This is a genomic window from Vibrio sp. 2-Bac 85, assembly GCF_037546705.1.
Classification (GTDB): domain Bacteria; phylum Pseudomonadota; class Gammaproteobacteria; order Enterobacterales; family Psychromonadaceae; genus Psychromonas.
On record NZ_JALAAB010000009.1, the window covers coordinates 126,941 to 150,487 of the forward strand.

The window sequence follows — 23,547 nt, forward strand, 5'->3', positions numbered from 1 at the left end:
ATTATGAAAATTATTTTAGCTAATCCTCGTGGTTTTTGTGCAGGTGTACACCGTGCGATCAATATTGTTGAACGTGCGTTAGAGCTTTTTCCTGCCCCTATCTATGTGCGCCATGAAGTTGTTCATAATCAATATGTGGTTGATGATTTAAAAGCACGTGGTGCGGTATTTGTTGAAGAACTTGATGAAGTACCCGATGATAATATTGTTATCTTCAGCGCACATGGTGTGGCACAAAGTGTACGCGAAGAAGCAAAACGTCGTGCATTAAAAGTATTTGATGCGACTTGCCCATTAGTGACTAAAGTACATATGGAAGTAACTCGTGCCAGCCGCCGTCATCAAGAGTGTATTTTGATTGGGCATCAAGGCCATCCTGAAGTTATTGGTACGATGGGGCAATACGATAGTGAGGAAGGTGGTATTTACCTTGTCGAATCACCTGAAGATGTAGCTTTACTGGAAGTTAAAAATCCAGCCAGCTTGTGTTATAGCTCTCAAACAACTTTATCAGTTGATGATACTGCGCATGTTATTGATGCGTTGCGAGCTAAATTCCCAAGTATCGAAGGCCCACGAAAAAATGATATTTGCTATGCGACTCAAAACCGACAGGACGCGGTTAAAGATCTCGCTGATAAAACGGATTTAGTCTTAGTTGTTGGATCAACTAATTCATCTAATTCCAATCGTTTGCGTGAAAAAGCAGCCAGTGTTGGCGTCACCTCATACTTAATTGATAATGAGTTCGACATCAAAGATGAATGGTTTGAGAATATACAAACGGTAGGTGTAACAGCTGGCGCATCAGCTCCCGATGTACTAGTACAAGCGGTGATTAGAAAGTTACAAAAAATAGGTGGAAACGTGGTTATTGAGAATCCAGGTGTTGAAGAAAACACGGTATTCGAAGTCCCTGCAGAATTGCGTATTAAACAAGTCGATTAATATTTTTTACTTGTTTTCATTTATTTAAAAAAACATCGCATTTTTTGTAACACTTTTTAGGTATTTTTAGGTATTTAGACTAGTATAAATAATGACCTTGAATGAGGTCATTATTTCCATCTATTTATTTTGATACTAAGGGTGTTATGACGCGTTTTATTACCCACAAAAGAGACCAAGGTTTTACCTTAGTTGAGCTTATTATAACCATTGCAATTGCAGCAATTCTATTAAGTATTGTTGTGCCTTCGTTTGCTAATCTGATTGAATCAAGTAAAACACGTGCTACACGTGATGCATTAGTGAGTTCAATTTATAGCGCCAAAGAAAAAGCACAAAGCGAAGGTTTTTTTGTCTATCTCTGCCCAACAATCGACGGTAGCACTTGTACTAATGCCACCGATTGGGGAAATCATTGGCTGGTTTATGAAGATAAAGATAAAGATGCAGATGCAAGTGAGACTTTAGATCTAAGCAAAGGCGATATCATTATTGCCCATCTCACTTCTAAGAGCGATTCAATGAAAAGTGATGTTGCTCAAGTTAGGTTTTCTCCGACGGGGCATGCAACAGCTAACACATTTCAAATCTGTAGTAACCTCGATAATTCAGTAGTGTATCAAATTCAACTCAGTGTAATGGGCCGTGTTAGCTTTGCTAATGCCACGGGGAATTGTTCATGAGTGGTTATAAAGGTTTCACACTGATTGAGGTTTTGATTGCACTCATTATTGTTGCCGTCGGTGTACTTGGTCACGCTAAAATGCAGGCAAAATCAATGGATATGGCACAGCGAGCTAGTTTTACACAAACGGCCAATATAGCACTAACAGACTTAGCGCAAAGATTAAGAGCAAACGCTGATCTTGCTCCTAGTTTCATTAAAGATAACCTCGCAGGCAATGTCATTGTTGCCGCTAAAAATTGTTCTTTAGTCATCTGTTCCGATAACGAATTTGCAACGGCTGAACTAGCAGAATGGTTTAACCATCTACGAGGTAATTTACCTTCTCCCAGTTTCTCTATTGTTAAAAATGGTAGTGTTTACACCTTAACTTTAATTTGGGATGCGGCAAAAACAGGTGCAAGTAGCGCAGTGTGCGATGCTGGAAATCCTAATTCATACCAATGTGGGAGACTAAGTATATGGATCCCTTAAGAAAATATAATCAAGGTTTTAGCTTAATTGAGCTGATGATCGCTATGGTCATCTCATTGCTTATTGTTGCTGGGCTTTTTTATTCGGTGATGGGCGATATGCGCGCTTATGAATCTGTGCGTAGTACTCAAGCGTTAACGGCAAAAAGTAGAATGGCAGTGCAAACAATGCGTCTTTACATCCAACAAGCTGGATTTAGAGATATCGGGACACTACGAAATAGCTCACCGTTTGGCGTCGGACTTTCTTCTGCTGGTGTGAATTGGATTTCAGGGCAAACGATACAAGGAATGACAGCTTCGACTGTGCTTACCGATGAAAAAGCGGGGTCTGATATTTTAGTGTTACGTTTTTTAGGATCTGCGCAAAGTGGCGTTATTTCCTGTAATGGCAATGATGTTGGTAATAGTATTCTTCACGAGATCACCCTCTATGTAAATGCTAGTAATCAATTAGTCTGTCAGGATAACGCTAATGCAGCGCTTGTATTAGATGAAAATGTAGAGTTCTTAGAGTTGCTGTATGGCACAACAGATAACAACACGCGTTATTTTACGGCTGCAACAATGACCGATTGGAATGATATTGATCGCATTAAAATTGGCTTACTTTTATCACAAAATGTATCTGCTCACGGCTTAATTAATAGCAACGCTTATAAGCTTTTTAATCAAACGATCAGTGCCGCCAATGATACTAATTATCGATCTGTGGTGATGGAAACCGTGCTTATTAGAAATAAAGGTAATTAATATGAGTTGTATGTCGAAAAGAGGCCAATATGGCGCCGCGTTAATTACGTCATTATTGATGGTGTTAGTGATATCTATATTGGGAGTTGCTGTTAGCAAGCAAGTGATTGCCTTAAGAAGAGTAAGCTCTGTTAATTACGATCATATATCGAGTGTTAATAATGCAGAGTCCGCTCTTTCAGAGGCGCATAAATTTATTCTATTTAACTATCTAGAACCAGAGAATCTCAAAGGGAACCTTGTTACTGATACCACGAGATCTAATAATTGGTGGCATCAAGAGAGCAATTGGCAAAATCAAAAAATAGTTAGCATAGGTCTAGAAGGTTCCCCTGTTTATCTTTTGCAGGACGATGGTCTCGATGAAAGTTTAATGTTAGGCACAAATGCAATTCAACGACGTTTTTACCGTGTGACTGCAAAAGCACAGGGTAAAGGGCAAGCAGTCGCTTATTTACAAAGTTATTACGCAATACTGGAGTAATTAACAATGACGAAACACAATACACAGCGTATTACAAAGCCAAGTGAAGGCTTTACTTTAGTTGAGTTGATGGTGGTAATGGCGATTGTGGGTATTCTGGCGTCTATTGCTTACCCTAGTTATACAGGTGTTATGCAGAAAACTCGGCGCCAAGAGGCAGTACGCACATTACTAGAAGCTTCACAAATGATGGAAAGCGCTTACGCAATGAATTTTAATTACACTAGCGTAGTATCTGGTGCTGCTCTCACCTCATTTACCACCTCAGATGACTTTAGCCAATACTATAATTTAAGCGCATCGTCGAGTAGCACTACATTCACATTATCTGCAATACCTAAAAGCACACAAGCCAACGACACATGTGGCACATTAAAAATTACACAAACGGGCAGTACAACGGCAAGTACAAGCGGATGTTGGTAATGAATAAGGACATTATGATGAAAAAATTATTAAACGGAAATATACCACCAGCAACGCAGTTGTTGTCGTCAACTCGGTTACTGTCATCAACACTGCTACTGATGGTAACGTCAGTCAATGCAGCTGATTTAGATTTAGCGACTAAGCCTCTTTATACGGGCACGACAGAATCACCAATGATGATGCTAGTGATGGGGCGGGACCATACACTTTATTATGAAGCTTATAATGATGCATCCGACTTAAATGGTGATGGCATTATTGATATTAAGTTTATGCCAGATTATGCCTATGAAGGTTATTTTGATTCTAGGTATTGTTACAAACCTGAGTCTGATATCTTTGTGCCGCAAAGGGTTGCCGCTACCTGTACAGCGTCTAAAGAATGGAGTGGTAACTTTCTTAACTATTTAACCATGACTCGCATGGATGTACTGCGAAAAGTACTTTATGGCGGAACGCGTAGTACTGATGACGTAGATAAAACCATACTAGAACGTGTATTTATTCCACAAGACGCCCACAGCTGGGGTAAAGCCTATACCTCAGAAGCTATCGATGGTTATGATATTGCTGATTATGCACCTTTGTCAGTGCCAAATTCAGGAAGGAAGCATTTTTTTGGTTCTGTTACTTATACCAGCTTAACTTCGGCACCGATTTTACGAGTACGTAAAAACGTAAATGGTGACGTTTGGAACTGGGCTTCTACGGCTACCCCTGTCTTAAATGCATCTGGAACAGATTATAAGGTAAGAGTTGAGATTTGTAAGGAAGGATTTACAGATAATTCTAATTGTAAATTATATCCTAACGGCAATTATAAACCTACTGGATTATTACATAGCTACGGTGAACAAAATCAAATGCTGTTTGGCTTATTGACGGGAAGTTATAATAAAAATCTATCGGGTGGAGTACTCAGAAAAGTAATTGGCCAATTTTCAGCAGAAGTTAATGAACAAAATGGGCAATTTATAAAAGATTACAATGGCATCGTTACAACGATTAATAAACTAAGGATCCATGGCTTTAATACTAGCAATAAATCCTATAGGACTAATTGTGGGTGGATCACTAATGGGCCAATATCCGATGGAAAATGTGCTTCTTGGGGTAATCCTGCGGGGGAGATGCTTTATGAAGCAATGCGTTATTTTTCTGGCGTAGGAACAGCCAGTCCTAGTTATGATTATATTGTAAACCCTACTTATGATAATTCTAATAAAAAACTTGCTTATGATGAAGAACTCGGTTTAAGTATTTCAGCTTGGGATGACCCATTTGCTAACCGTGGTACCTGTGCCGATCCCAATGTGCTTTTAATCAGTGATATAAGTCCTTCTTACGATTCCGATCAATTACCTGGTGTTTATAGCGAGTTTATAAAAAGTATTAATAAAGATGAAGTTTATGAGGGAACAACCTTACCCAACTTTAGTGTCAGCGATTTACTTTCCATAATTTCTACTAATGAAAATAAAACATCTGGTCAATTTTTTATTGGTCAATCAGGGGTTGATAGTAATGGAGCTCCGACTGCTAAAGAAATAACAGATCTTGGTTCTGTGAGAGGGCTAGCGCCAGCGGAACCAACTAAAAAGGGTAGTTATAGTTCATCTGCTGTAGCTTATTATGGGCATAATAATGATATACATCTTAGCAAAGATAAAAATCAAAATGTAACTACTATGGTGGTGGCATTAGCTTCGACTTTACCTGAAATTGAAGTCGATGTAGACGGTGATATTATTAAAATAGTCCCTTTTGCTAAGTCGGTATTAGGGCCTAGTAGTTACCCTATCAAGTCTGCTGAAGGTGAATATCAACCTACTAATACGATTGTTGATTGGTATGTTGAATCGATTAGTTCTACCAAAGGTATATTTCGTATCAACTTTGAAGATGTTGAACAAGGTGCCGATCATGATATGGATATGATTGTTAAGTATACCTATGAAGTAAAAGACAACCTTTGCAAAACATATGAATGTAAAGAAACAGGGAAAGGAGTCGAGGTAATTGTCGATTCTATTTCTGCCGCAGGTAGTATTGATCAGCATGCTGGGTATGTTATTTCAGGGACTACTCATGATAATACCTATTTAGAAGTGAAAGATAAAAGTGGTAATGATGTTGAATATTATCTAGATACACCCACCTCAACTGATTTTAGAAATAGAAAAGAAAGTGGGAGCCATACAAAGTTAGGATATACAGCAACAAGGGTTTTCTTTCCTAGTGATACAAAAGCCGCTGACTTTTTACCTTCGCCACTTTGGTATGCGGCTAAGTGGGGAGGGTTTTCAGATATTAATCATAACCAAAAACCAGACCTTATCAGTGAATGGGATGCGGATCAAAACGGTGACCCTGATAACTATTTTCCTGTAACTAATGCTGGTCAACTACAGTATCAGTTAGCTGCTGCCTTTGATTTAGCCTATGACGGCAATGTCGCCAGTACCTCCCCTGTTTTTTCGTCTAACTTCTTAAGGGTAGGCAGTTTGGTATATCAAACTTCCTTTGAAGAATTAGCTTGGAGTGGTGATGTTGAAGCTTATATTGCAAACACCAGTGGAGAGTATCCGTCAACTGCCTCATGGAGTGCTGCTGAGCAGTTAGATGCGATGGATATTGGTACTCGTAAAATATTCTCTCGTCGTGACGATGCTGCGGCTGGAGCGCAAGGGACGGTATTTGAATTTAAAGCACCTGATACTGAACAACAACTAAATAATGACTTTACAACGGACCAAGTGAGTCTGTTGTTAAGTAACTTTATTAGTACGGGAAACACTGAACAAGCAAACGCTGAACAAGGATTTGCTTATATACAAGCCGCTATTAATTATATTCGTGGGGTGCGAACACATGAAGCAGAAAACACTGCTTATGAGTTTAGAGAGCGTAATAGCAGGCTAGGAGATATCATCTATTCCGCCCCTTATAATGTTTCTATCGGTAAAGGACATGAGGTTGAAGATGAAGTTTTAGTTTATGGTGCTAATGATGGCATGGTACATGTTGTTGATGCTAACAATGGTGAAGAGCTTGTGGCGTATATACCAAGTGGTGTTTATAGTGCTCTAGGTAATTTAGTGCACACTAGTTATACCCATGAATACTCTGTTGATGGTGGAATTACTGCTTATTCAGATGACACCGACAAGATTGATCTTACGATTGATGACGAAACAAAAGAAGTCGGCCGTACGACAGTAGTAGGCAGGTTAGGGCTTGGTGCGAAGGGGCTTTACGCGATGGATGTATCCAAAGTTAAGTCTTCAGATGGCAGTATGATGAAGTGGGAAATCACTACCGATTCTACTGGGTTTGAAGGGATCGGCAAGAGCATCGCTTCTCCCACTATCGTTAAATTACATAATGGGGAAACAGGCGTTATTTTTGAGAATGGCTTCAACTCAACGGATCCAAATGGGGCTATCTATATTGCTAATTTGAGTACGGGGGCTTTAATCACAAAACTCAGTGTTGGCAGTCAAACCGATCCAACGGGTGCTGGTAGACATAACGCATTAGCTCAACCCGCTATCATTGATAATAATGGGGATAGTATCGCTGATTATATTTATGCGGGAGATCTATTTGGCAATATGTGGGTGTTTGATATTAGTGGAAATAGCACTAACGAGTGGGGCAATAAAAAAGTTAATAATAGTCCGCTGTTTACCGCATATAGTCCAACTATCAAGGAACAAGTATACCAGCCTCAAGCTATTACAACACGTCCGTCTGTTGCTAGGCACCCAAGTGGTAGCGGTGTGATAGTCGCATTTGGTACGGGTAAATATATTGAAAATAACGACACGGATATTGAAAATCAGGCAACACAAAGTTTTTATGCTATTGCCGATCAGTTAGATACTGCGGTTGTGGATGCAACAAGAACGTTAGGTGTATTTAGCGCATTACAAAATCAAACAATTATAAAAGAAACGAGTACTAATCGAATATTATCAAGCAATCCAGTCGATTGGACTACTGTTAATGGATTTTATTTAGACCTGATTAATACCGAAGATGATGAATCAGGTGTTGCTAATACTAATAACTATGGTGAAAGGCTGATTGGGAATAGCTTAGTGTTTGCTAACAAAGTCAGTTTCACTACCTTAATGCCTAATCCTGATGTGTGTTCAGCGGGAGGAACAGGTTGGTACATGGAGTTAAACTTATATACAGGACAAACTTGGAACTTAGGAACGACCAAGGTCGATGACCCTTTAACTGCAGAAGATGAATCGATTCCCGATGATAGCTCTAATCAGTTTTTAGATGGAGTAAGTAATGGTATGACATCGGTGGTGTCTCCTAATATAGTCATTATTGAAAATGAAGATGGCACAACTACTGAAGTGCTGGGTTCTGATGAGGTTGCTTTGAAAACCTGTATTACATTAAGTACAGGCAAAGTTATTTGTTTTGACGATACAGCAATTGCAACAGGTCGCTTAAGTTGGAGACATTTATACTAACTTTAATGGTTATGCTTTAGCTGGGGAAAGCCGAGCTAAAGTAGGATTTAGGTTAAAAGTACTTTGATGACATGTTTAATTTTGGGAGAGGCTTATCATAGAAGATAAGCTCTACCATTAGGTGGCTAATTTCAAATACAGTGAGGCAAGTTATATTCACGATAAAAGTTTGTTTTTTATTGATTTATAATTAGTGTAATATCAATAGTGATATTAGCCTGTAGATTATTGGTGGAAATGAAAGTAAGTCAGCCATAACATGATGACTGTTGCTTTAGCGATTGGCTTGATTATTAACGTGAATTTTAATAATCAAATACACTACTTTCATCCATTGTACTTTGAAATCAACCTTAAGAGTTTATTATGAAAAAAATAGAAGCAATTATTAAACCATTCAAAATGGACGATGTACGTGAAGCACTTGCAGAGATTGATGTGACAGGTATGACAGTATCAGAAGTAAAAGGTTTTGGCCGCCAAAAAGGGCATACTGAATTATACCGTGGTGCTGAGTACATGGTGGACTTTTTACCAAAAGTTAAAATTGAATTAGTAGTTAGAAAAGAAGATGTTGAGCGTTGTATTGAAGCGATCATGAGCACGGCTCAAACGGGTAAAATTGGTGACGGTAAGATTTTTGTTACTCCTGTAGAGCGAGTTATTCGTATCCGTACCGGTGAAGAAGACGGCGAAGCAGTTTAAACGATTTTTAAGTAATCGTTGATATAGCCGTTATCACAGTATTAAACTGATTTCTGTTAAATAACAAACAATAAAAAGGAGAACTAAGTTCTCCTTTTTATTGTTTGGACCCTATAAATAATCCTATATTACGCTGATTATTTACAAAGATTATTACCAGTCAAATACGCTCCAGCTTTCTGTGCGTTTTACCACTCGGCTATTTGGGTAATTAAGCTTTAATACCGCTAATGCATTCTTTTCTGGTTCTACTAACCCTAACTCCCTATAGGCAATGATCATGATCTCTAGGGCATCTTTTACAGATTCTGTATCAGGGTAGTTATTGAGAACAGTTTTACCACGGTTGATCGCTGCTATATAAGCTTCACGTTTGATATACCATTCAGCAATTGATATTTCATAACGTGCGACTCTATCTTTGATAAACACCATACGTTGGCGAGCATCTTTTGCATATTGGCTATTAGGGTAATACTTTAGAATGTGATTAAAGTCTTTAAAAGCACGTTGTGCATAACTTTGGTCACGATTAAAACGGTCCACACCAAATAGATTTTGGAAAAAGTGATCGTCAGAAGATAAGTTAGTTAGTCCACGCATATAATAAAGATAATCTAAATCTTTATGGGTTGGATTTAAACGAATAAACTTATCAATATTAGCTAATGCAAGCGCCATTTCATTACGTTTGTAATAAGCGTAAATAAGGTCTAATTGCACCTGTTCTGAGTGAGGTCCAAAAGGGTAGCGACTATCTAGCGCTTCTAAAATATCAGTGGCTTTTTCAAAGTTCGCTGTTTCTAGTGCTACAGAAGCCTCTTGATATAAAATGACAGGAGGTTTGTCAGCAATCTTTGGTTTATTGCTTTTTTTCGATGAACAGCCAGTAATAAAAATGGCAATGAAAAAACTGGTCGTTATTAGTCTAAGGATCTTATTCATAAGTGTTATAATGTCGGCCAATATTAAAAAGTACAGTATCGGCTATCGCCGAAAGAAATAAAAGTAAAAAAAGATAAAATGTGACAAGATAAGTCTGTCTGACAAAATACTTTTTAAAAATCAATTACAACAGCACAAAATTACAAGAAGAGAGCATTATGAGCCAAGCATTAAACCTATCTGCAGAAGTAACAGATGAACAGTTAGGATTTCGATTAGACCAAGCGGTTGCCGCTTTGTTCCCAGATTATTCGCGTTCTCGTATAAAAGAATGGATATTAGCGGGCCTGGTACAAATTGATGGCACTGTCTCTTCTACTCCTCGTGAAAAAGTATTTACGGGTCAGATGTTAGAAGTTAACGCAGTATTAAAAGATGAAGTCACCTTTGTTGCACAAAAAATTGAAATTGATATTGTTTATGAAGACGAAGATATTTTAGTGATCAATAAACCTGCTGGGTTAGTTGTTCACCCGGGTGCAGGTAATGCAAGTGGCACATTATTAAATGCATTATTGTACCATTACCCAAGTATTGCTGAAGTACCACGTGCTGGTATCGTACATCGATTAGATAAAGAAACATCAGGATTGATGGTAGTAGCGAAAAATGTTCCTGCACAAACTCATTTAGTGATGAACTTGCAAGCTCGCCAGATGACACGTGAATATGATGCGATTGCCTCGGGATGTTTTACCGCTGGTGGTAAAGTAGATGCGCCTATTGGTCGTGATAAAGTACACCGCACTAAAATGGCCGTTAACCATACGGGAGGCAAAGACGCGATCACGCATTATCGTATTGCTGAAAAGTATCGTGCACATACACGTTTACGTTTGCGTTTAGAAACGGGACGTACTCACCAAATCCGTGTGCATATGATGTCTATCGGCCATGTATTGGCGGGTGACCCTGTCTATGGTGGTCGTCCTCGTCCACCTAAAGGCGCTTCTGAAAAATTAAGTGAAGCATTACGCGGATTTAGACGCCAAGCACTACATGCGACTATGTTACGTCTTGAACATCCAATTACCGGTGAAGAGATGGAATGGCACGCTGAACCACCTGAAGATTTTAAAGTGTTAGCGGCTGCGTTACGTGCGGATACTATTTCGCATGAAAACGAATTAGATTTATAGTTTATTATAGTTTACTTAGATGCATTTAATTAAACCTAATTGGGCAGCTCCTGCCCATATTCATGCTTACTCAACTACTCGCTTAGGTGGGATCAGTGAAGGTGAATTTTTAGGTTTGAATCTGGCTACGCACGTTGCGGATCTTGAGCTGCATGTATTAAAAAATCGAGCATTACTCACAGAATATTTACTCGTTAATGAACAACTACATGCTCCTGATTTTTGTTGGTTAAATCAAACTCATAGTCATGATTTAATAAAATTATCAGCCACGACAGCGCAAGCAATTAATGCCGATGCAAGTTGGACTAATGATAATGAAAGAACTTGTGTGGTGATGACTGCGGATTGTTTACCTGTGCTAGTGACAGATGAGCAGGGCAGTTTTGTTGCGGCTATCCATGCCGGATGGCGTGGATTATGTGATGGTATTATTGAAAACAGTATTGAACATATTTGCAATACGTTATCAGTCAAACTCGATCAACTATTAGTATGGTTAGGTCCCTGTATTGGGCCTACTGCCTTTGAAGTTGGTGATGAAGTTCGAGCGCAGTTTGTTCAACAAAATACACAAGCAAGTGAAGCTTTTGTCGCGTCTAACGATAAATGGTTAGCTAATTTGCATCTCCTAGCCAAGTTACGTTTAACAAAATTTACAGGTATTACTATTACAGAAAGTGATTTGTGTACCTTTAACGATGCAGAGTTATTTTACTCATATCGTCGAGATGGCAGAACAGGTCGTCTTGCTTCTTTTATCTGGATTGATTAAAACTAAAAATAGTTGCGATGCTTTTATCGAGCTGTAGTTATTGAAGCTTCATTTATTAGAACTTCAATTATTGCAATTTTACATGTTGAAATAGCAGTTATCCTCCCTCAGTTTTATATCTAATCTTAAATTCCCTAATCTACTCTTAGAAATAACCCTCTTATAATTAATTCTCTAACATTTAATTTATAAATATATTCTTTTTTGTTTATTATTTTATCTTTCCTACCTTGAAATAATTCTCTTTACCCCCATCTTTTATAGGGTAAACATTTCAGGAGAATCATCATGCGTTTAGATAAATTAACTAGCAAATTTCAATTGGCATTATCCGATGCTCAATCTATTGCTTTAGGCCGTGATCACCAATATATCGAAGCGACACATGTCTTGTTAGCAATGCTTAATCAAGACGGTGGCGCAATCCGCGGTATTTTGTCTGATCTTGAAATTAACATTAACCTAATGCGTTCACAGCTATCTGCAATGTTAGATAGAATGCCCAAAGTATCTGGTATTGGAGGCGAAATACAGCTCTCTAATCAGTTGGGCATTACCTTTAATTTATGTGATAAGTATGCGCAAAAAGCAAAAGATAAATTTATTTCATCGGAAATTTTCTTAGTCGCCGTTTGTGAAGATAAAGGTGAACTAGGACAAGTGTTAAATAAACTTGGCTTAACAAAAAGTAAAGTTGAAAGTTCTTTAAAGAAAATTCGTCAAGGTCAAACTGTTAATGACGTTAATGGTGACGGCCCTGAACAAGCCCTAGAAAAATATACCATCGATTTAACCGAGCGTGCTGCGGCAGGTAAACTGGACCCAGTAATTGGACGTGACGATGAAGTACGTCGCATGGTACAAGTGCTACAGCGTAGAACTAAAAATAACCCCGTGATCATCGGTGAGCCAGGTGTCGGTAAAACGGCTATTGTTGAAGGTTTAGCGCAACGTATTGTGAACGGTGAAGTACCGGAAGGTTTGAAAAATAAACGTGTATTATCATTGGATATGGGCTCGCTTATTGCGGGTGCCAAATATCGAGGTGAGTTTGAAGAACGTTTAAAAGCAGTGTTAGCGGAGCTAAACAAAGAAGAAGGGCAAATCATCTTATTTATCGACGAATTGCATACTATGGTAGGCGCAGGTAAAGGCGATGGCGCTATGGATGCGAGTAATATGCTGAAGCCTGCGTTAGCTCGAGGAGAGCTTCATTGTGTTGGCGCGACTACGTTAAATGAGTATCGTCAGTATATTGAAAAAGATGCGGCACTAGAGCGTCGTTTCCAAAAAGTACAAGTTGATGAACCAACGGTTGAAGATACGATCGCGATATTACGTGGTTTAAAAGAGCGTTACGAATTACATCATCAAGTTGAAATAACGGATCCTGCGATTGTGGCTGCGGCGACGTTATCACATCGTTATATCTCTGACCGCCAATTACCCGACAAAGCCATTGATTTAATTGATGAAGCTGCGTCGAGCATTCGCTTGCAAATGGACTCTAAACCTGAAAGTTTAGATAAATTAGGGCGTAAAATTATTCAACTAACCGTAGAGCAAAAGTCACTGCAGAACGCTACCGATGAAGCCAGTGTGAAACGGTTAAATGATATAGACCAGACCTTAAGAATTAAAGGCAAAGAATATAAGTCTTTAGATGAAGTGTGGAAAACAGAAAAAGCAGCGCTATCTGGTACGCAAAATATCAAGCAAGCTTTAGAGCAAGCGCGCATGGATTTAGAAGTCGCTAGCCGCGCGGCTGATTTAACACGTATGTCTGAACTTCAATATGGACGTATTCCTGATTTAGAAAAACAATTAGATTTAGCATCTCAAGCTGAAATGCAAGAGATGACATTGTTAAAACACTCTGTCACAGAGAATGAAATTGCGGATATTCTATCGCACTGGACCGGCATTCCTGTGTCTAAAATGCTTGAAGGCGAGCGTGATAAATTATTGAAAATGGAAAAACATCTTCATTCTCAAGTAGTTGGGCAAAATGAGGCTATTGACGCTATTGCAAATGCAATCAGACGTAGCCGTGCTGGGTTAAGTGATCCTGACCGTCCTATTGGGTCTTTCTTGTTCTTAGGTCCTACTGGGGTCGGTAAAACCGAATCTTGTAAGGCGCTTGCTAACTTCTTATTTGATAGTGTCGATAATATGGTGCGTATTGATATGTCCGAGTTTATGGAGAAACACTCTGTATCTCGTTTAGTCGGTGCTCCTCCAGGTTACGTGGGGTATGAAGAGGGCGGTTACTTAACTGAAGCGGTACGCCGTAAACCTTACTCTGTTATTTTATTGGATGAAATAGAGAAAGCACATCCTGATGTCTTTAATATTTTATTACAGGTGCTGGATGATGGGCGTTTAACTGATGGGCAAGGACGAACCGTTGATTTCCGTAATACGGTGATCATCATGACCTCCAACATAGGTTCTGAGATCATTCAAGAAGCGTTCCCTCGTGCTTCCTATGACGAAGTTAAAAATACTTTGCTAGGTGTGTTAGCGAAACAATTTAAACCAGAATTTTTGAATCGTATTGATGAAACGGTCGTGTTCCACCCATTAAGTGAAAAACACATTAAATCAATAGCAACGATTCAATTACACGCATTACAGACGCGTCTTAAAGCAAGGGATTACCACCTAACGTTTAATGATGCTTCTATTGAATTTTTGGTTAGCGCTGGATATGACCCTGCATATGGTGCTCGTCCGTTAAAAAGAGCTGTGCAGCAGTTACTAGAGAATGCATTAGCACAGAAAATATTATCGGGAGAGTTAACCACGGGTAGTAACATATTGGCAGATGTTGAAGAGGGGAAAATAGTGTTTGTGCAACAATAATGTGCTGTCATTATTTTTACTGAGCTAACTCATATTGAACGACATTGCTCAATGAAAGCTCTGTTAATGTACAATAACTGAAAGCAAAGTAGCAAAAGGCCAATGATTAATGTCGTTGGCCTTTTTATTTGCAGAAAGTGATTAACTATTTTAAGTGGAGAAAGCTGTTAAGCTTTTTATGTAAAGAAAGCAGCTAAGCTTTTTATATGAAAAACAGTTAGACCTACGGCTAGCGCATTTTAATCCCGCTCTCCAACAGGGTTGAACGATATTTATCATCTAGCCCTGCCATTTTCTTTTTGGCTGCCATACTTGCTGATTTGCTCGTATCTTGTTTGAACAATGCCATTGCCATTTTTCTCATGACATTAAAGACAAGAGGTCCTTGTCCTTTACGTATCCGTGACTCATCCTCTCTAAATGTCATATCAAGCACCCAATGCATACTTTCAACTTGCCAATGGTCTCGTATTGCATTGAGGCCCTGCTCGGCATTTAACGGTAATGAACTGATGTAACAACGCGTTTCGCTTGTTTCTTTACCTGTACTTTTTTCATAGACTTCTGCTGTTATTTTAATAAAACTGTTTAAGCCGGACCAAAGATAATCCTTACCAAGCCATTTTTTATCAATTAATAATTGCTCACAAGTTCTTGTTTCTATTCGCCCATGACCCGATGAGATTGTCGTATGCTTAGCATATTTTTCCGGTGTCAAACCTTCTCGTTGACATTTATGCCACCAAGCTTCTAACTCAGCTTGCATGCCTGAATGATTCCCTTTCAAGGCTAAAATGTAATCTGCCTTTTGTTGGATTATTTGCTTTGCTATTTCTTTCTGACACCCCATTGCATCAAGGGTAATGATGCTATTTTCTATATCTAAAAGTGAGAGTAGCTCTGGTATCGCGGTGATTTCATTTGTTTTCGCATCAACCGCTGTTTGCCCTAATACTAATTGATGTTGGCAACTCCAAGCGCTCACGGTATGCAGTGCATTTTTTCTATCTTTAGTCGTAAATGAGCGACGGGCAGTTTTTCCATCAACGGCAATCACATGGCAGCCTGTTTTTTCTATCAGGCTTGATATCCATGTTTGAAAGGCTTGTTCGATTTCACTCGCTTTTAAGCGGCTGATGACACGGGCAATAGTGTCATGTCGGGGAATACCTGCTTCAAAATCACGGTATTGACGTAGCCAGTCAAGTTTTATATGTCCAAAATTTTCAATATCTTCCCAGCCTTCGGAGCCTGACATAACAGCCGTCACGGCAAGTAACAAAATATCAAGTAGGTTATGCTTTTTGCAGCGTTCGATGCGCGGGTCGGAAATAGAATCAAAATTATTCAAAAAAGTAGCACTCATTAATATCACCAAAGCTTATGATTATCAGTATAAAATGATCTGATCGCTACTTTATTAAAAAGTTCAATTTATAATGATCTTGCCGTACAGTTAGACCTTGATCCTTTGTAATAAATCACCTTCATAAATCGCCTGCTTAATTAAAGCAAAAGCAGCAATGGTTAAATCGGGTTTTAACTCAGTTGAAGTGACGATCAGTTGATCATGAAAATTTGGCAGGGTTTGTTGTTTAATGCAATCTGCAATGGTAGAAAATAAAACTTCACCAGCTTGTAGTATTTTACCTGTGATCACTATTTTTTCGGGGCTTAATAGATTCACTAATATGGCAATATTTTTCCCCAAGTAGTGGGCTGCTTGTTGAGTGATCGTATAACATAATTTATCACCACTTGCCGCGGCTAGATAAATATCATCAATGTTCATTGTATTTACATCCAATATACATTCACTACCCGCACTGATAGCTGCTTTAACTTTCTCGTAAATCACCAGATCGCTGACTTCTGTTTCTAAACAACCAATATTTCCACAATGACAGCGCTTACCTGCAGGGTTTGTTTGGATATGACCTATTTCCCCTATATTACAACTTTTACCTAGTAGCTCTTTATTTTCGATAATAACACCTGAACCAACGCCGTGATGGACACTAATAAGCACTGAATCTTGTGTGTTCTTGGTGGCACCAAAGTAATTTTCAGCTAATGCAAGGCAGCGTGTATGATTACCGATAAAGGTAGGAATATTAAATGTACTTTCAATTTTATTCACTAAAGAGTAATCATCTAAAGGATAAGTTGGCGTATAAACCACGATGCCTTTTTTAGGATCAACCAAACCAGAAAGGGTAATTGAAATAGCAGATATTTTTTCATTAATTAACGGTGGTTGAGTCATAAATTTTGCAATTTCAGCAATCAAAAAGTCAATTAAAAAAGCACTGGTCTCAATCTTAGGAATAGTTATTTGTTTGCTCATTAACTTAATGCCAGATAAATTATAATGCGCGATCGATAATAATTTTTGGCCTAATTTAATGGCAATTACATTTACCGCATCAGAATTTGGCGCTAAAGAGATGGCTCTGCGGCCACCCGTAGATGCTTGTAATTCAACTTCTGCAATCAATCCATTTTCGATTAGTTGACGTGTTATTTTGGTCACACTTGCTGGGGCTAATCTACTTATCTTTGCTGTTTTAACGCGAGAAATAGGTGCGTATTGCTCAATAATTTTATAAATGATGGCACTATTTAATTGCTTGATTTGTTCGATATTAGCAATGTTTGTTTGCATCGTATCGTGATTGACTGTGTTCATTAAGTGATACCTACCGTGGTGTTTATCTCGCCGCAATGATAGCAGATTTTTTTAGGTCACAGATGAGGTTTAATCAAAAGGCATTAACTTTAAAAAAGTATGCCGATTGACCAGAATAATTGTTATGCGGAGCTGGTAATGACAATCGATCACGTCATTAGTGTTCATCCATTAAACGTTATATTAAACTTTTGTTATTCAGTTGCTTTATAACAACCGTTAACAACGGTCCCGGTGACTTGATAATCATTGTTAAAAATTGCTAAGTTGGCAATTTTACCCACTTCAATGCTGCCTAGTTTATTATCTACGGAAATCGCTTTCGCAGGATAAATAGTCGCCATACGAATAGCTTCTTCTAAACTAATGCCTACAAATTTTACACATTGTTCAATGGACTCTATTAAGGTGACTGCGGATCCCCCTAAAGTGCCATCTTTGCCTACACATTTTCCTTGTTTGTAATAAACAGTCGTGCCTACAAAATCAAACTCACTAATATCAGCTCCAGCAGGCGCCGTTGCATCGGTCACTAGTATTAATTTATCACCCATGATTCTTTTTGATAAACGTACATTTTCGTAAGCCACATGAAAACCATCGACAATAATGCCTGCGTAGATATTATTATCGTAAATTGCACCTACTACGCCAGGCTCTCGCCCGGTAATAGATGTCATTGCATTGAATAGATGCGTGGCAGAAGATGCGCCGTGTTGAATCGCTTCAGTAGCCTGTTGATAAGTGCCATTGCTGTGCCCTAAAGAAACCACAATACCTGCATTGGCCAGCTGTTCAATAAATTGGTTCGGCGTTTTTTCCGGTGCCATGGTTATTTGGCTAACGACATCACTATTTGCACAGATCAAATCAATCATTTCAGGATCGGGTTGGCGAATAAATTCCTGGCGATGGATACCTTTTTTCTGCACGTTAATATAAGGGCCTTCAAGATGTAATCCGAGTACTTCATTAGGCTTTTTTTGCATATATTCGCGAGTTACATGCAGTGCTTTCTTAATGCCTTGGTCGGTGTCAGTAATAAAGGTGGGAAGATAGCTGGTGGTCCCTGATTTCAGATTAGCTGCTTGCATTGTTGCTAGTGTTTGCTCTGTTACTGCGCCATTAAACATAACACCACCACAACCATTTAATTGTAAATCAATAAATCCAGGTGTTAAGTTTTGACCCTGTAGGTCAATACGATCAATATCATTGGTTAATGCATTAATGGGAATAATAGCGCTGATTTGTTGACCTTCAATAACGACTGCATGATCAATAAGAATCGCTTGAGTTGTATAAATAGTGCAATTGGTAAGTGCATACATTATAAATCTCTCCTAGGCATACTTTATTAGACAAATGGATGCGTTTAATCTAAGTGATAAATCAGGCCTAACTGTATGTCTGTTCCGTTAAACCTGATGTGAAGTGATTATAGGAAGCGAATGTTTTCTGCTTCTAGTTCCGTGAAGTACTTAAGTGTTTTAACTTTAAGCTCCATCGTTGATGCTGAATCACATACGATAATTGCTTTTTGATGTAGTTGTAATGCGGTAACAGTCCAGAGATGGTTGACGCTGCCTTCTACAGCAGTTTGCAATGCTAACGCTTTATGGTGGCCAGTGACAAGAGTTAATACTTCTTCTGCCTCTAATAATGTACCTACACCGATAGTCAGCGCTAACTTAGGCACTTTATTAATATCATCATCGAAAAAACGTGAGTTAGCAAGGCGAGTGTCGGGTGTTAATGTTTTAACACGAGTGCGTGATGCTAATGATGAACCTGGCTCATTAAAAGCAATATGACCATCACTACCTACGCCGCCCATAAATAGATTAATTTTGCCGTAGCTTTTTATTTTATCTTCATAGCGTTGGCACTCTGCGCTCAGATCATCAGCTAGACCATTTAATAAATTGATATTTTGTACCTGAATATCGACATGGTTGAAAAAGTTATTATGCATAAAGCTATGGTAACTTTCAGGATGAGCAGGCTCCAAGCCAACATATTCATCCATATTAAAGGTAACAACATGTTTAAAGCTGACCTTTCCTGCTTTATGTAACTCAATTAGGTGTTGATATGTGGCCAAGGGCGTACTGCCTGTGGGCAAGCCTAAAATAAAAGGTCGATCCGCAGTGGGGTTAAATTTATTAATTTTATTAACGATGTATTGAGCAGACCATAAACCAACATCGGCTAAGTTGTTAAGTGGAATCAGGCGCATTTTAATCTCCAGGTAATGAATATCTCTACTTAATTCTCATCGTAAATTAAGTTTGGGTTTAATGCCACTCATTTTCACTTATTAGGTCAAATATAAGTGATTTAAGTCACAGAATAGGGTGATTGCATTTGCGCGATTTAAGAAACTCTTTAGAGTCATAGCCTAGACATGTTGATGAAAGGCGTTCTATTGAACCCACGTTATAACAACAGGTTTTAATCATAATAATCAATGCGAATTAAGTCGCTGTTTCAAGGAGAGTAAAATAGTGAATATTTTAGGATATATGCAAAAAGTGGGCAGGGCCTTAATGGTTCCAGTGGCAGTATTACCCGCTGCAGCAATTTTAATGGGGATTGGTTATTGGATTGATCCAAATGGCTGGGGTGGTGATTCTCAACTAGCGGCTTTTTTAATTAAAGCGGGTGCTGCAGTAATTGACAACATGGCGCTATTATTTGCCGTGGGTGTTGCTTATGGCATGTCTAAAGATAAAGATGGTGCTGCTGCGTTATCTGGTTTAGTAGGTTGGCTAGTGGTTACTACACTACTGGCACCTGGTGCGGTTGAGCAAATTACTGGAGAAGCTGCTAATGCTTCTTTTGGACGAATTGAAAATCAATTTGTTGGTATCTTAGTCGGTATTATTTCTGCTGAGTTATATAACAAGTTTTCAGAAGTCGAATTACACAATACATTGGCGTTTTTCTCTGGTCGTAGATTAGTGCCTATCATCGTTTCTGTAGTAATGATTGTTGTATCATTTATTTTAATGGCAGTTTGGCCAATTATTTTCTCAGGTTTACAGCATTTTGGTGAAACGATTTCAGGTATGGGCGATATTGGAGCTGGTATTTATGCATTCTTTAACCGTCTATTGATTCCTGTTGGACTTCACCATGCGTTAAATTCAGTATTTTGGTTTGATGTGGCGGGCATTAATGATATCCCTAACTTTTTAGCTGGTCAGGATACGATCACTAAATTCGCTGCTGAAGGTAAAAATGCAATCGGTACTGTTGGTATGTATCAAGCTGGTTTCTTCCCTATTATGATGTTTGGTTTGCCGGGTGCTGCATTAGCAATTTATACGACAGCAAAAGCAGAGCATAAGCAAAAAGTGGCTTCTATTATGTTAGCTGCTGCATTAGCTTCATTCTTTACTGGTGTGACAGAGCCTTTAGAGTTTTCATTTATGTTTGTAGCGCCGTTATTGTATGTCGTGCATGCAGTATTAACAGGTGTTTCAGTATTTATTGCCGCTAATATGGAATGGATGGCTGGTTTTGGCTTCTCTGCTGGTTTAGTGGATATGGTACTCTCTTCACAAAACCCACTCGCTAAACAATGGTATATGCTGTTAGTTCAGGGTGTTGTCTTCTTTGGTATTTATTATTTTGTATTTTTAACATTAATTAAAACACTTAATCTTAAAACACCAGGTCGCGAAGATAACGAGACGGAAGTAGTTAATACCGCTACTAAAGCTGTTGAAGGTAATGACCAATTAGCCACTAGTTATGTTGCTGCACTAGGTGGCGCTGATAATATCGAAGTGATTGATGCCTGTATTACTCGATTACGTTTGACCTTAAAAAACCGTAGCATTATAAAAGAATCAGAACTGAAGGCGTTAGGTGCAATGGGTGTTGTGAAACTAGGAGATAATAATCTTCAAGTGATCATTGGGCCGCAAGCTGAAAGCATTGCTAATAGAATGAAGTTGCTAAAATAAACGGTAATTAATCGTTTCAATAGGCACTCAATGAGTGCCTATTTTCGTTTTGGTAGAGGGTTGTTGTTTAAACCTGTTCTTCGCAATAAAGCTGGCATTAGGCAAAAATTTCAATTGCTAGCGGGTATATTTTCATCTTTATGGCGACAATCTACTCACCTCAGAAGATACTGATTTTTGCATCTTAAAGTCACATCGATGTAGATATCACCGTGAACCTTTCATTTACCATTATTTCACTTGAGCTTAAGGCTAGAATATACGATGATTGCCCCTTTATGAATCATGTATTTTAGAGGTCACAATGTCTGAACTGGAAACACGCCCAAGTAATTTTATTCGCACCATTATTGAAAACGACCTTGAGAGTGGTAAACACCAGACAATCCATACACGTTTCCCGCCTGAACCAAACGGTTATTTGCATATTGGTCATGCAAAATCTATCTGTTTAAACTTTGGTTTAGCGCGTGATTATCCTAATGCTGCTTGTAACTTGCGTTTTGATGACACTAACCCGGTTAAAGAAGATGCTGATTACGTTGCAGCGATTGAAAAAGATGTCTCTTGGTTAGGATTTGAATGGCAAGGTGATGTACGTTATTCATCTAATTATTTTGAACAGCTTTTTGATTATGCTGTTGAGTTAATCGAAAATAACAAAGCTTATGTTTGTGAATTAAATGCAGAACAAACACGTGAATACCGCGGTACGTTGACGTCTCCTGGTAAAGATAGCCCATATAGAAATCGCCCGATCGAAGAAAGCTTAGATCTATTTAAACGTATGCGTGCAGGTGAGTTTGAAGAAGGGTCGATAATGCTGCGTGCTAAAATCGATATGGCTTCGCCTAATATGAAAATGCGCGACCCGGTTATTTACCGTATTCGTTTTGCACACCATCACCAAACTGGTGACAAATGGTGCATCTACCCTATGTACGATTTTACACATTGTATTTCGGATGCGATTGAAGGTATTACGCACAGTTTATGTACGTTAGAGTTTGAAGATCACCGTCCATTATACGACTGGGTATTAGCTAATATCAGCATTGAGTGTAAACCACGTCAAATAGAGTTTTCGCGCTTAAACTTGCAATACACATTAACGTCTAAGCGTAAATTAAATGCATTAATTGAAGAAAATATCGTCACTGGTTGGGATGACCCTCGTATGCCTACTATTTCTGGTATGCGTCGTCGTGGTTACCCTGCGGCATCATTACGTGAGTTTTCAAAACGTATTGGTGTAACAAAGCAAGAAAATACCGTTGAGTTTGCTTCATTAGAAGCTTGTGTTCGTGAAGATCTAGAAGCTAATGGCGCACGAGCGATGGCTGTGCTTGATCCGATCAAAGTAACGATAACAAACTATGAACAAGGTAAGTTAGAGCAGTTAATCGCACCAGCTCACCCTAAAGATGAAAGCATGGGAACGCGTACTGTGCCATTCTCACGTGAGTTATATATTGATGCTGCTGATTTCCGTGAAGAAGCGAATAAAAAATATAAGCGCTTGGTATTAGGTAAAGAAGTGCGTTTACGTAATGCTTATATGATTAAAGCTGAAGAGGTTATTAAGGATCAAGAAGGTAATATTACTGAAATTCTTTGTTCTTACGACCCAACTACATTAGGTAAAAATCCTGAAGACGGACGTAAGCCAAAAGGGGTTATCCATTGGGTGAGTGCCGCGTCAAATCATCCTGCTGAATTCCGTATTTATGACCGTTTATTTACGGTAGAAAATCCTGCGGCAGTGGAAGATATCCATAGTGTACTTTACCCTGATTCATTAGTTGTAAAACATGGTTTTGTTGAAAACAGTTTAGTGGACGCACAACCTGAAGTCGCTTATCAATTTGAGCGTGAAGGATACTTCTGTGCTGATAATAAAGATTCAAGTGCTGATAAGTTAGTGTTTAACCGAACGGTTGCATTACGTGACTCATGGGCTGGTTAATATAACTATAAATATGTGACTAAAAAGGTCTGCTCAAAGCAGACCTTTTTATTGCTGCTTAACTATTTTCTTTAATTACCTTTTCCAACCCTTCATACTTTCCAACCATTAATACTTTTTAATAATTTCTAAAGTTGCAGACTCAATAACTTATCTTTATTAAAAAATATCTAACATATAATACCAACTCTGTAAGAGCAATAAATCTGTTATTCCGCACT

At 38.6% G+C, this 23,547-nt stretch carries 18 protein-coding genes; 13 read left to right on the top strand and 5 right to left on the bottom strand.

Annotation, left to right across the window (positions count from 1 at the left end; genetic code table 11):
• Positions 1 to 3: 3 nt before the first annotated feature.
• The 8 genes from ispH to MT390_RS11475 all read left to right on the top strand — a co-directional run bounded on the left by ispH (position 4) and on the right by MT390_RS11475 (position 8,973).
• Entirely contained in the window at positions 4 to 948 is a 945-nt protein-coding gene (ispH, locus tag MT390_RS11440) for a 4-hydroxy-3-methylbut-2-enyl diphosphate reductase (RefSeq protein ID WP_299664511.1), read from the top strand.
• Positions 949 to 1,049: 101 nt separating this feature from the next.
• Positions 1,050 to 1,631 (top strand): GspH/FimT family pseudopilin, encoded by a 582-nt coding sequence (locus MT390_RS11445; RefSeq protein WP_499441225.1) that lies wholly within the window; start codon positions 1,050 to 1,052, stop codon positions 1,629 to 1,631.
• A complete protein-coding gene (pilV, locus tag MT390_RS11450; protein ID WP_499441227.1) occupies positions 1,628 to 2,107 on the top strand; it encodes a type IV pilus modification protein PilV in 480 nt (159 codons plus the stop codon). Before MT390_RS11445 ends, pilV begins: the two co-directional genes overlap by 4 nt.
• A complete protein-coding gene (locus tag MT390_RS11455; protein WP_499441229.1) occupies positions 2,095 to 2,859 on the top strand; it encodes a PilW family protein in 765 nt (254 codons plus the stop codon). The genes pilV and MT390_RS11455 overlap by 13 nt, the downstream gene beginning before the upstream one ends.
• 10 nt (positions 2,860 to 2,869) lie before the next feature.
• The gene (locus MT390_RS11460) at positions 2,870 to 3,343 is read left to right on the top strand and encodes a pilus assembly PilX family protein (RefSeq protein WP_499441231.1); all 474 of its coding nucleotides are present in this window, start codon (positions 2,870 to 2,872) and stop codon (positions 3,341 to 3,343) included.
• Positions 3,344 to 3,349: 6 nt separating this feature from the next.
• Positions 3,350 to 3,769, top strand: coding sequence for a type IV pilin protein (locus tag MT390_RS11465; protein WP_499441232.1), 420 nt, complete (start codon positions 3,350 to 3,352; stop codon positions 3,767 to 3,769).
• Between the two features lie 14 nt (positions 3,770 to 3,783).
• Complete coding sequence (locus tag MT390_RS11470; protein ID WP_499441234.1) at positions 3,784 to 8,268, top strand: pilus assembly protein; 4,485 nt, start codon at positions 3,784 to 3,786, stop codon at positions 8,266 to 8,268.
• 366 nt (positions 8,269 to 8,634) lie between these two features.
• Entirely contained in the window at positions 8,635 to 8,973 is a 339-nt protein-coding gene (locus MT390_RS11475) for a P-II family nitrogen regulator (protein WP_028867321.1), read from the top strand.
• Positions 8,974 to 9,126: 153 nt separating this feature from the next.
• Here MT390_RS11475 and MT390_RS11480 read toward each other — a convergent pair whose 3' ends face one another.
• Positions 9,127 to 9,918 carry an outer membrane protein assembly factor BamD gene (locus MT390_RS11480; protein WP_028867322.1) on the bottom strand — a complete coding sequence of 264 codons (792 nt, stop codon included), beginning with the start codon at positions 9,916 to 9,918 and terminating at the stop codon, positions 9,127 to 9,129.
• A 158-nt stretch (positions 9,919 to 10,076) separates the two neighbouring features.
• Here MT390_RS11480 and rluD point away from each other — a divergent pair, with 158 nt between their 5' ends.
• The 3 genes from rluD (at position 10,077) to clpB (ending at position 14,697) form a co-directional block, all read left to right on the top strand.
• The gene (gene rluD, locus MT390_RS11485) at positions 10,077 to 11,057 is read left to right on the top strand and encodes a 23S rRNA pseudouridine(1911/1915/1917) synthase RluD (RefSeq protein ID WP_028867323.1); all 981 of its coding nucleotides are present in this window, start codon (positions 10,077 to 10,079) and stop codon (positions 11,055 to 11,057) included.
• A gap of 19 nt (positions 11,058 to 11,076) precedes the next feature.
• Entirely contained in the window at positions 11,077 to 11,832 is a 756-nt protein-coding gene (gene pgeF, locus MT390_RS11490) for a peptidoglycan editing factor PgeF (RefSeq protein WP_499441236.1), read from the top strand.
• 288 nt (positions 11,833 to 12,120) lie between these two features.
• Complete coding sequence (gene clpB, locus MT390_RS11495; RefSeq protein WP_166371773.1) at positions 12,121 to 14,697, top strand: ATP-dependent chaperone ClpB; 2,577 nt, start codon at positions 12,121 to 12,123, stop codon at positions 14,695 to 14,697.
• A gap of 229 nt (positions 14,698 to 14,926) precedes the next feature.
• Here the strand turns inward: clpB and MT390_RS11500 are convergent, their stop codons facing one another.
• The 4 genes from MT390_RS11500 to nagB all read right to left on the bottom strand — a co-directional run bounded on the left by MT390_RS11500 (position 14,927) and on the right by nagB (position 19,625).
• A complete protein-coding gene (locus tag MT390_RS11500; protein ID WP_499441238.1) occupies positions 14,927 to 16,063 on the bottom strand; it encodes an ISAs1 family transposase in 1,137 nt (378 codons plus the stop codon).
• A 90-nt stretch (positions 16,064 to 16,153) separates the two neighbouring features.
• The gene (locus MT390_RS11505) at positions 16,154 to 17,386 is read right to left on the bottom strand and encodes an ROK family protein (protein WP_499441240.1); all 1,233 of its coding nucleotides are present in this window, start codon (positions 17,384 to 17,386) and stop codon (positions 16,154 to 16,156) included.
• A 194-nt stretch (positions 17,387 to 17,580) separates the two neighbouring features.
• Entirely contained in the window at positions 17,581 to 18,717 is a 1,137-nt protein-coding gene (nagA, locus tag MT390_RS11510) for an N-acetylglucosamine-6-phosphate deacetylase (protein ID WP_028867327.1), read from the bottom strand.
• 107 nt (positions 18,718 to 18,824) lie between these two features.
• The gene (gene nagB, locus MT390_RS11515) at positions 18,825 to 19,625 is read right to left on the bottom strand and encodes a glucosamine-6-phosphate deaminase (protein WP_028867328.1); all 801 of its coding nucleotides are present in this window, start codon (positions 19,623 to 19,625) and stop codon (positions 18,825 to 18,827) included.
• A 268-nt stretch (positions 19,626 to 19,893) separates the two neighbouring features.
• On the opposite strand from nagB, the gene nagE reads away from it, so the two are divergent.
• Together nagE and glnS are read left to right on the top strand one after the other, a co-directional pair.
• Entirely contained in the window at positions 19,894 to 21,360 is a 1,467-nt protein-coding gene (gene nagE / locus MT390_RS11520) for an N-acetylglucosamine-specific PTS transporter subunit IIBC (RefSeq protein WP_028867329.1), read from the top strand.
• 304 nt (positions 21,361 to 21,664) lie between these two features.
• The gene (gene glnS, locus MT390_RS11525) at positions 21,665 to 23,326 is read left to right on the top strand and encodes a glutamine--tRNA ligase (protein WP_499441242.1); all 1,662 of its coding nucleotides are present in this window, start codon (positions 21,665 to 21,667) and stop codon (positions 23,324 to 23,326) included.
• Positions 23,327 to 23,547 lie beyond the last annotated feature (221 nt).

Bases quoted from the DNA above. Each gene is read 5' to 3' on its own strand.
- MT390_RS11445 (WP_499441225.1), top strand. From the start codon at position 1,050: ATGAGGTCATTATTTCCATCTATTTATTTTGATACTAAGGGTGTTATG.
- MT390_RS11505 (WP_499441240.1), bottom strand. From the start codon at position 17,386: ATGAACACAGTCAATCACGATACGATGCAAACAAACATTGCTAATATC.
- clpB (WP_166371773.1), top strand. From the start codon at position 12,121: ATGCGTTTAGATAAATTAACTAGCAAATTTCAATTGGCATTATCCGAT.
- pgeF (WP_499441236.1), top strand. From the start codon at position 11,077: ATGCATTTAATTAAACCTAATTGGGCAGCTCCTGCCCATATTCATGCT.
- nagA (WP_028867327.1), bottom strand. From the start codon at position 18,717: ATGTATGCACTTACCAATTGCACTATTTATACAACTCAAGCGATTCTT.
- MT390_RS11475 (WP_028867321.1), top strand. From the start codon at position 8,635: ATGAAAAAAATAGAAGCAATTATTAAACCATTCAAAATGGACGATGTA.
- MT390_RS11470 (WP_499441234.1), top strand. From the start codon at position 3,784: ATGATGAAAAAATTATTAAACGGAAATATACCACCAGCAACGCAGTTG.
- MT390_RS11455 (WP_499441229.1), top strand. From the start codon at position 2,095: ATGGATCCCTTAAGAAAATATAATCAAGGTTTTAGCTTAATTGAGCTG.
- MT390_RS11500 (WP_499441238.1), bottom strand. From the start codon at position 16,063: ATGAGTGCTACTTTTTTGAATAATTTTGATTCTATTTCCGACCCGCGC.
- MT390_RS11480 (WP_028867322.1), bottom strand. From the start codon at position 9,918: ATGAATAAGATCCTTAGACTAATAACGACCAGTTTTTTCATTGCCATT.
- ispH (WP_299664511.1), top strand. From the start codon at position 4: ATGAAAATTATTTTAGCTAATCCTCGTGGTTTTTGTGCAGGTGTACAC.
- rluD (WP_028867323.1), top strand. From the start codon at position 10,077: ATGAGCCAAGCATTAAACCTATCTGCAGAAGTAACAGATGAACAGTTA.
- MT390_RS11460 (WP_499441231.1), top strand. From the start codon at position 2,870: ATGTCGAAAAGAGGCCAATATGGCGCCGCGTTAATTACGTCATTATTG.
- MT390_RS11465 (WP_499441232.1), top strand. From the start codon at position 3,350: ATGACGAAACACAATACACAGCGTATTACAAAGCCAAGTGAAGGCTTT.
- pilV (WP_499441227.1), top strand. From the start codon at position 1,628: ATGAGTGGTTATAAAGGTTTCACACTGATTGAGGTTTTGATTGCACTC.
- glnS (WP_499441242.1), top strand. From the start codon at position 21,665: ATGTCTGAACTGGAAACACGCCCAAGTAATTTTATTCGCACCATTATT.
- nagB (WP_028867328.1), bottom strand. From the start codon at position 19,625: ATGCGCCTGATTCCACTTAACAACTTAGCCGATGTTGGTTTATGGTCT.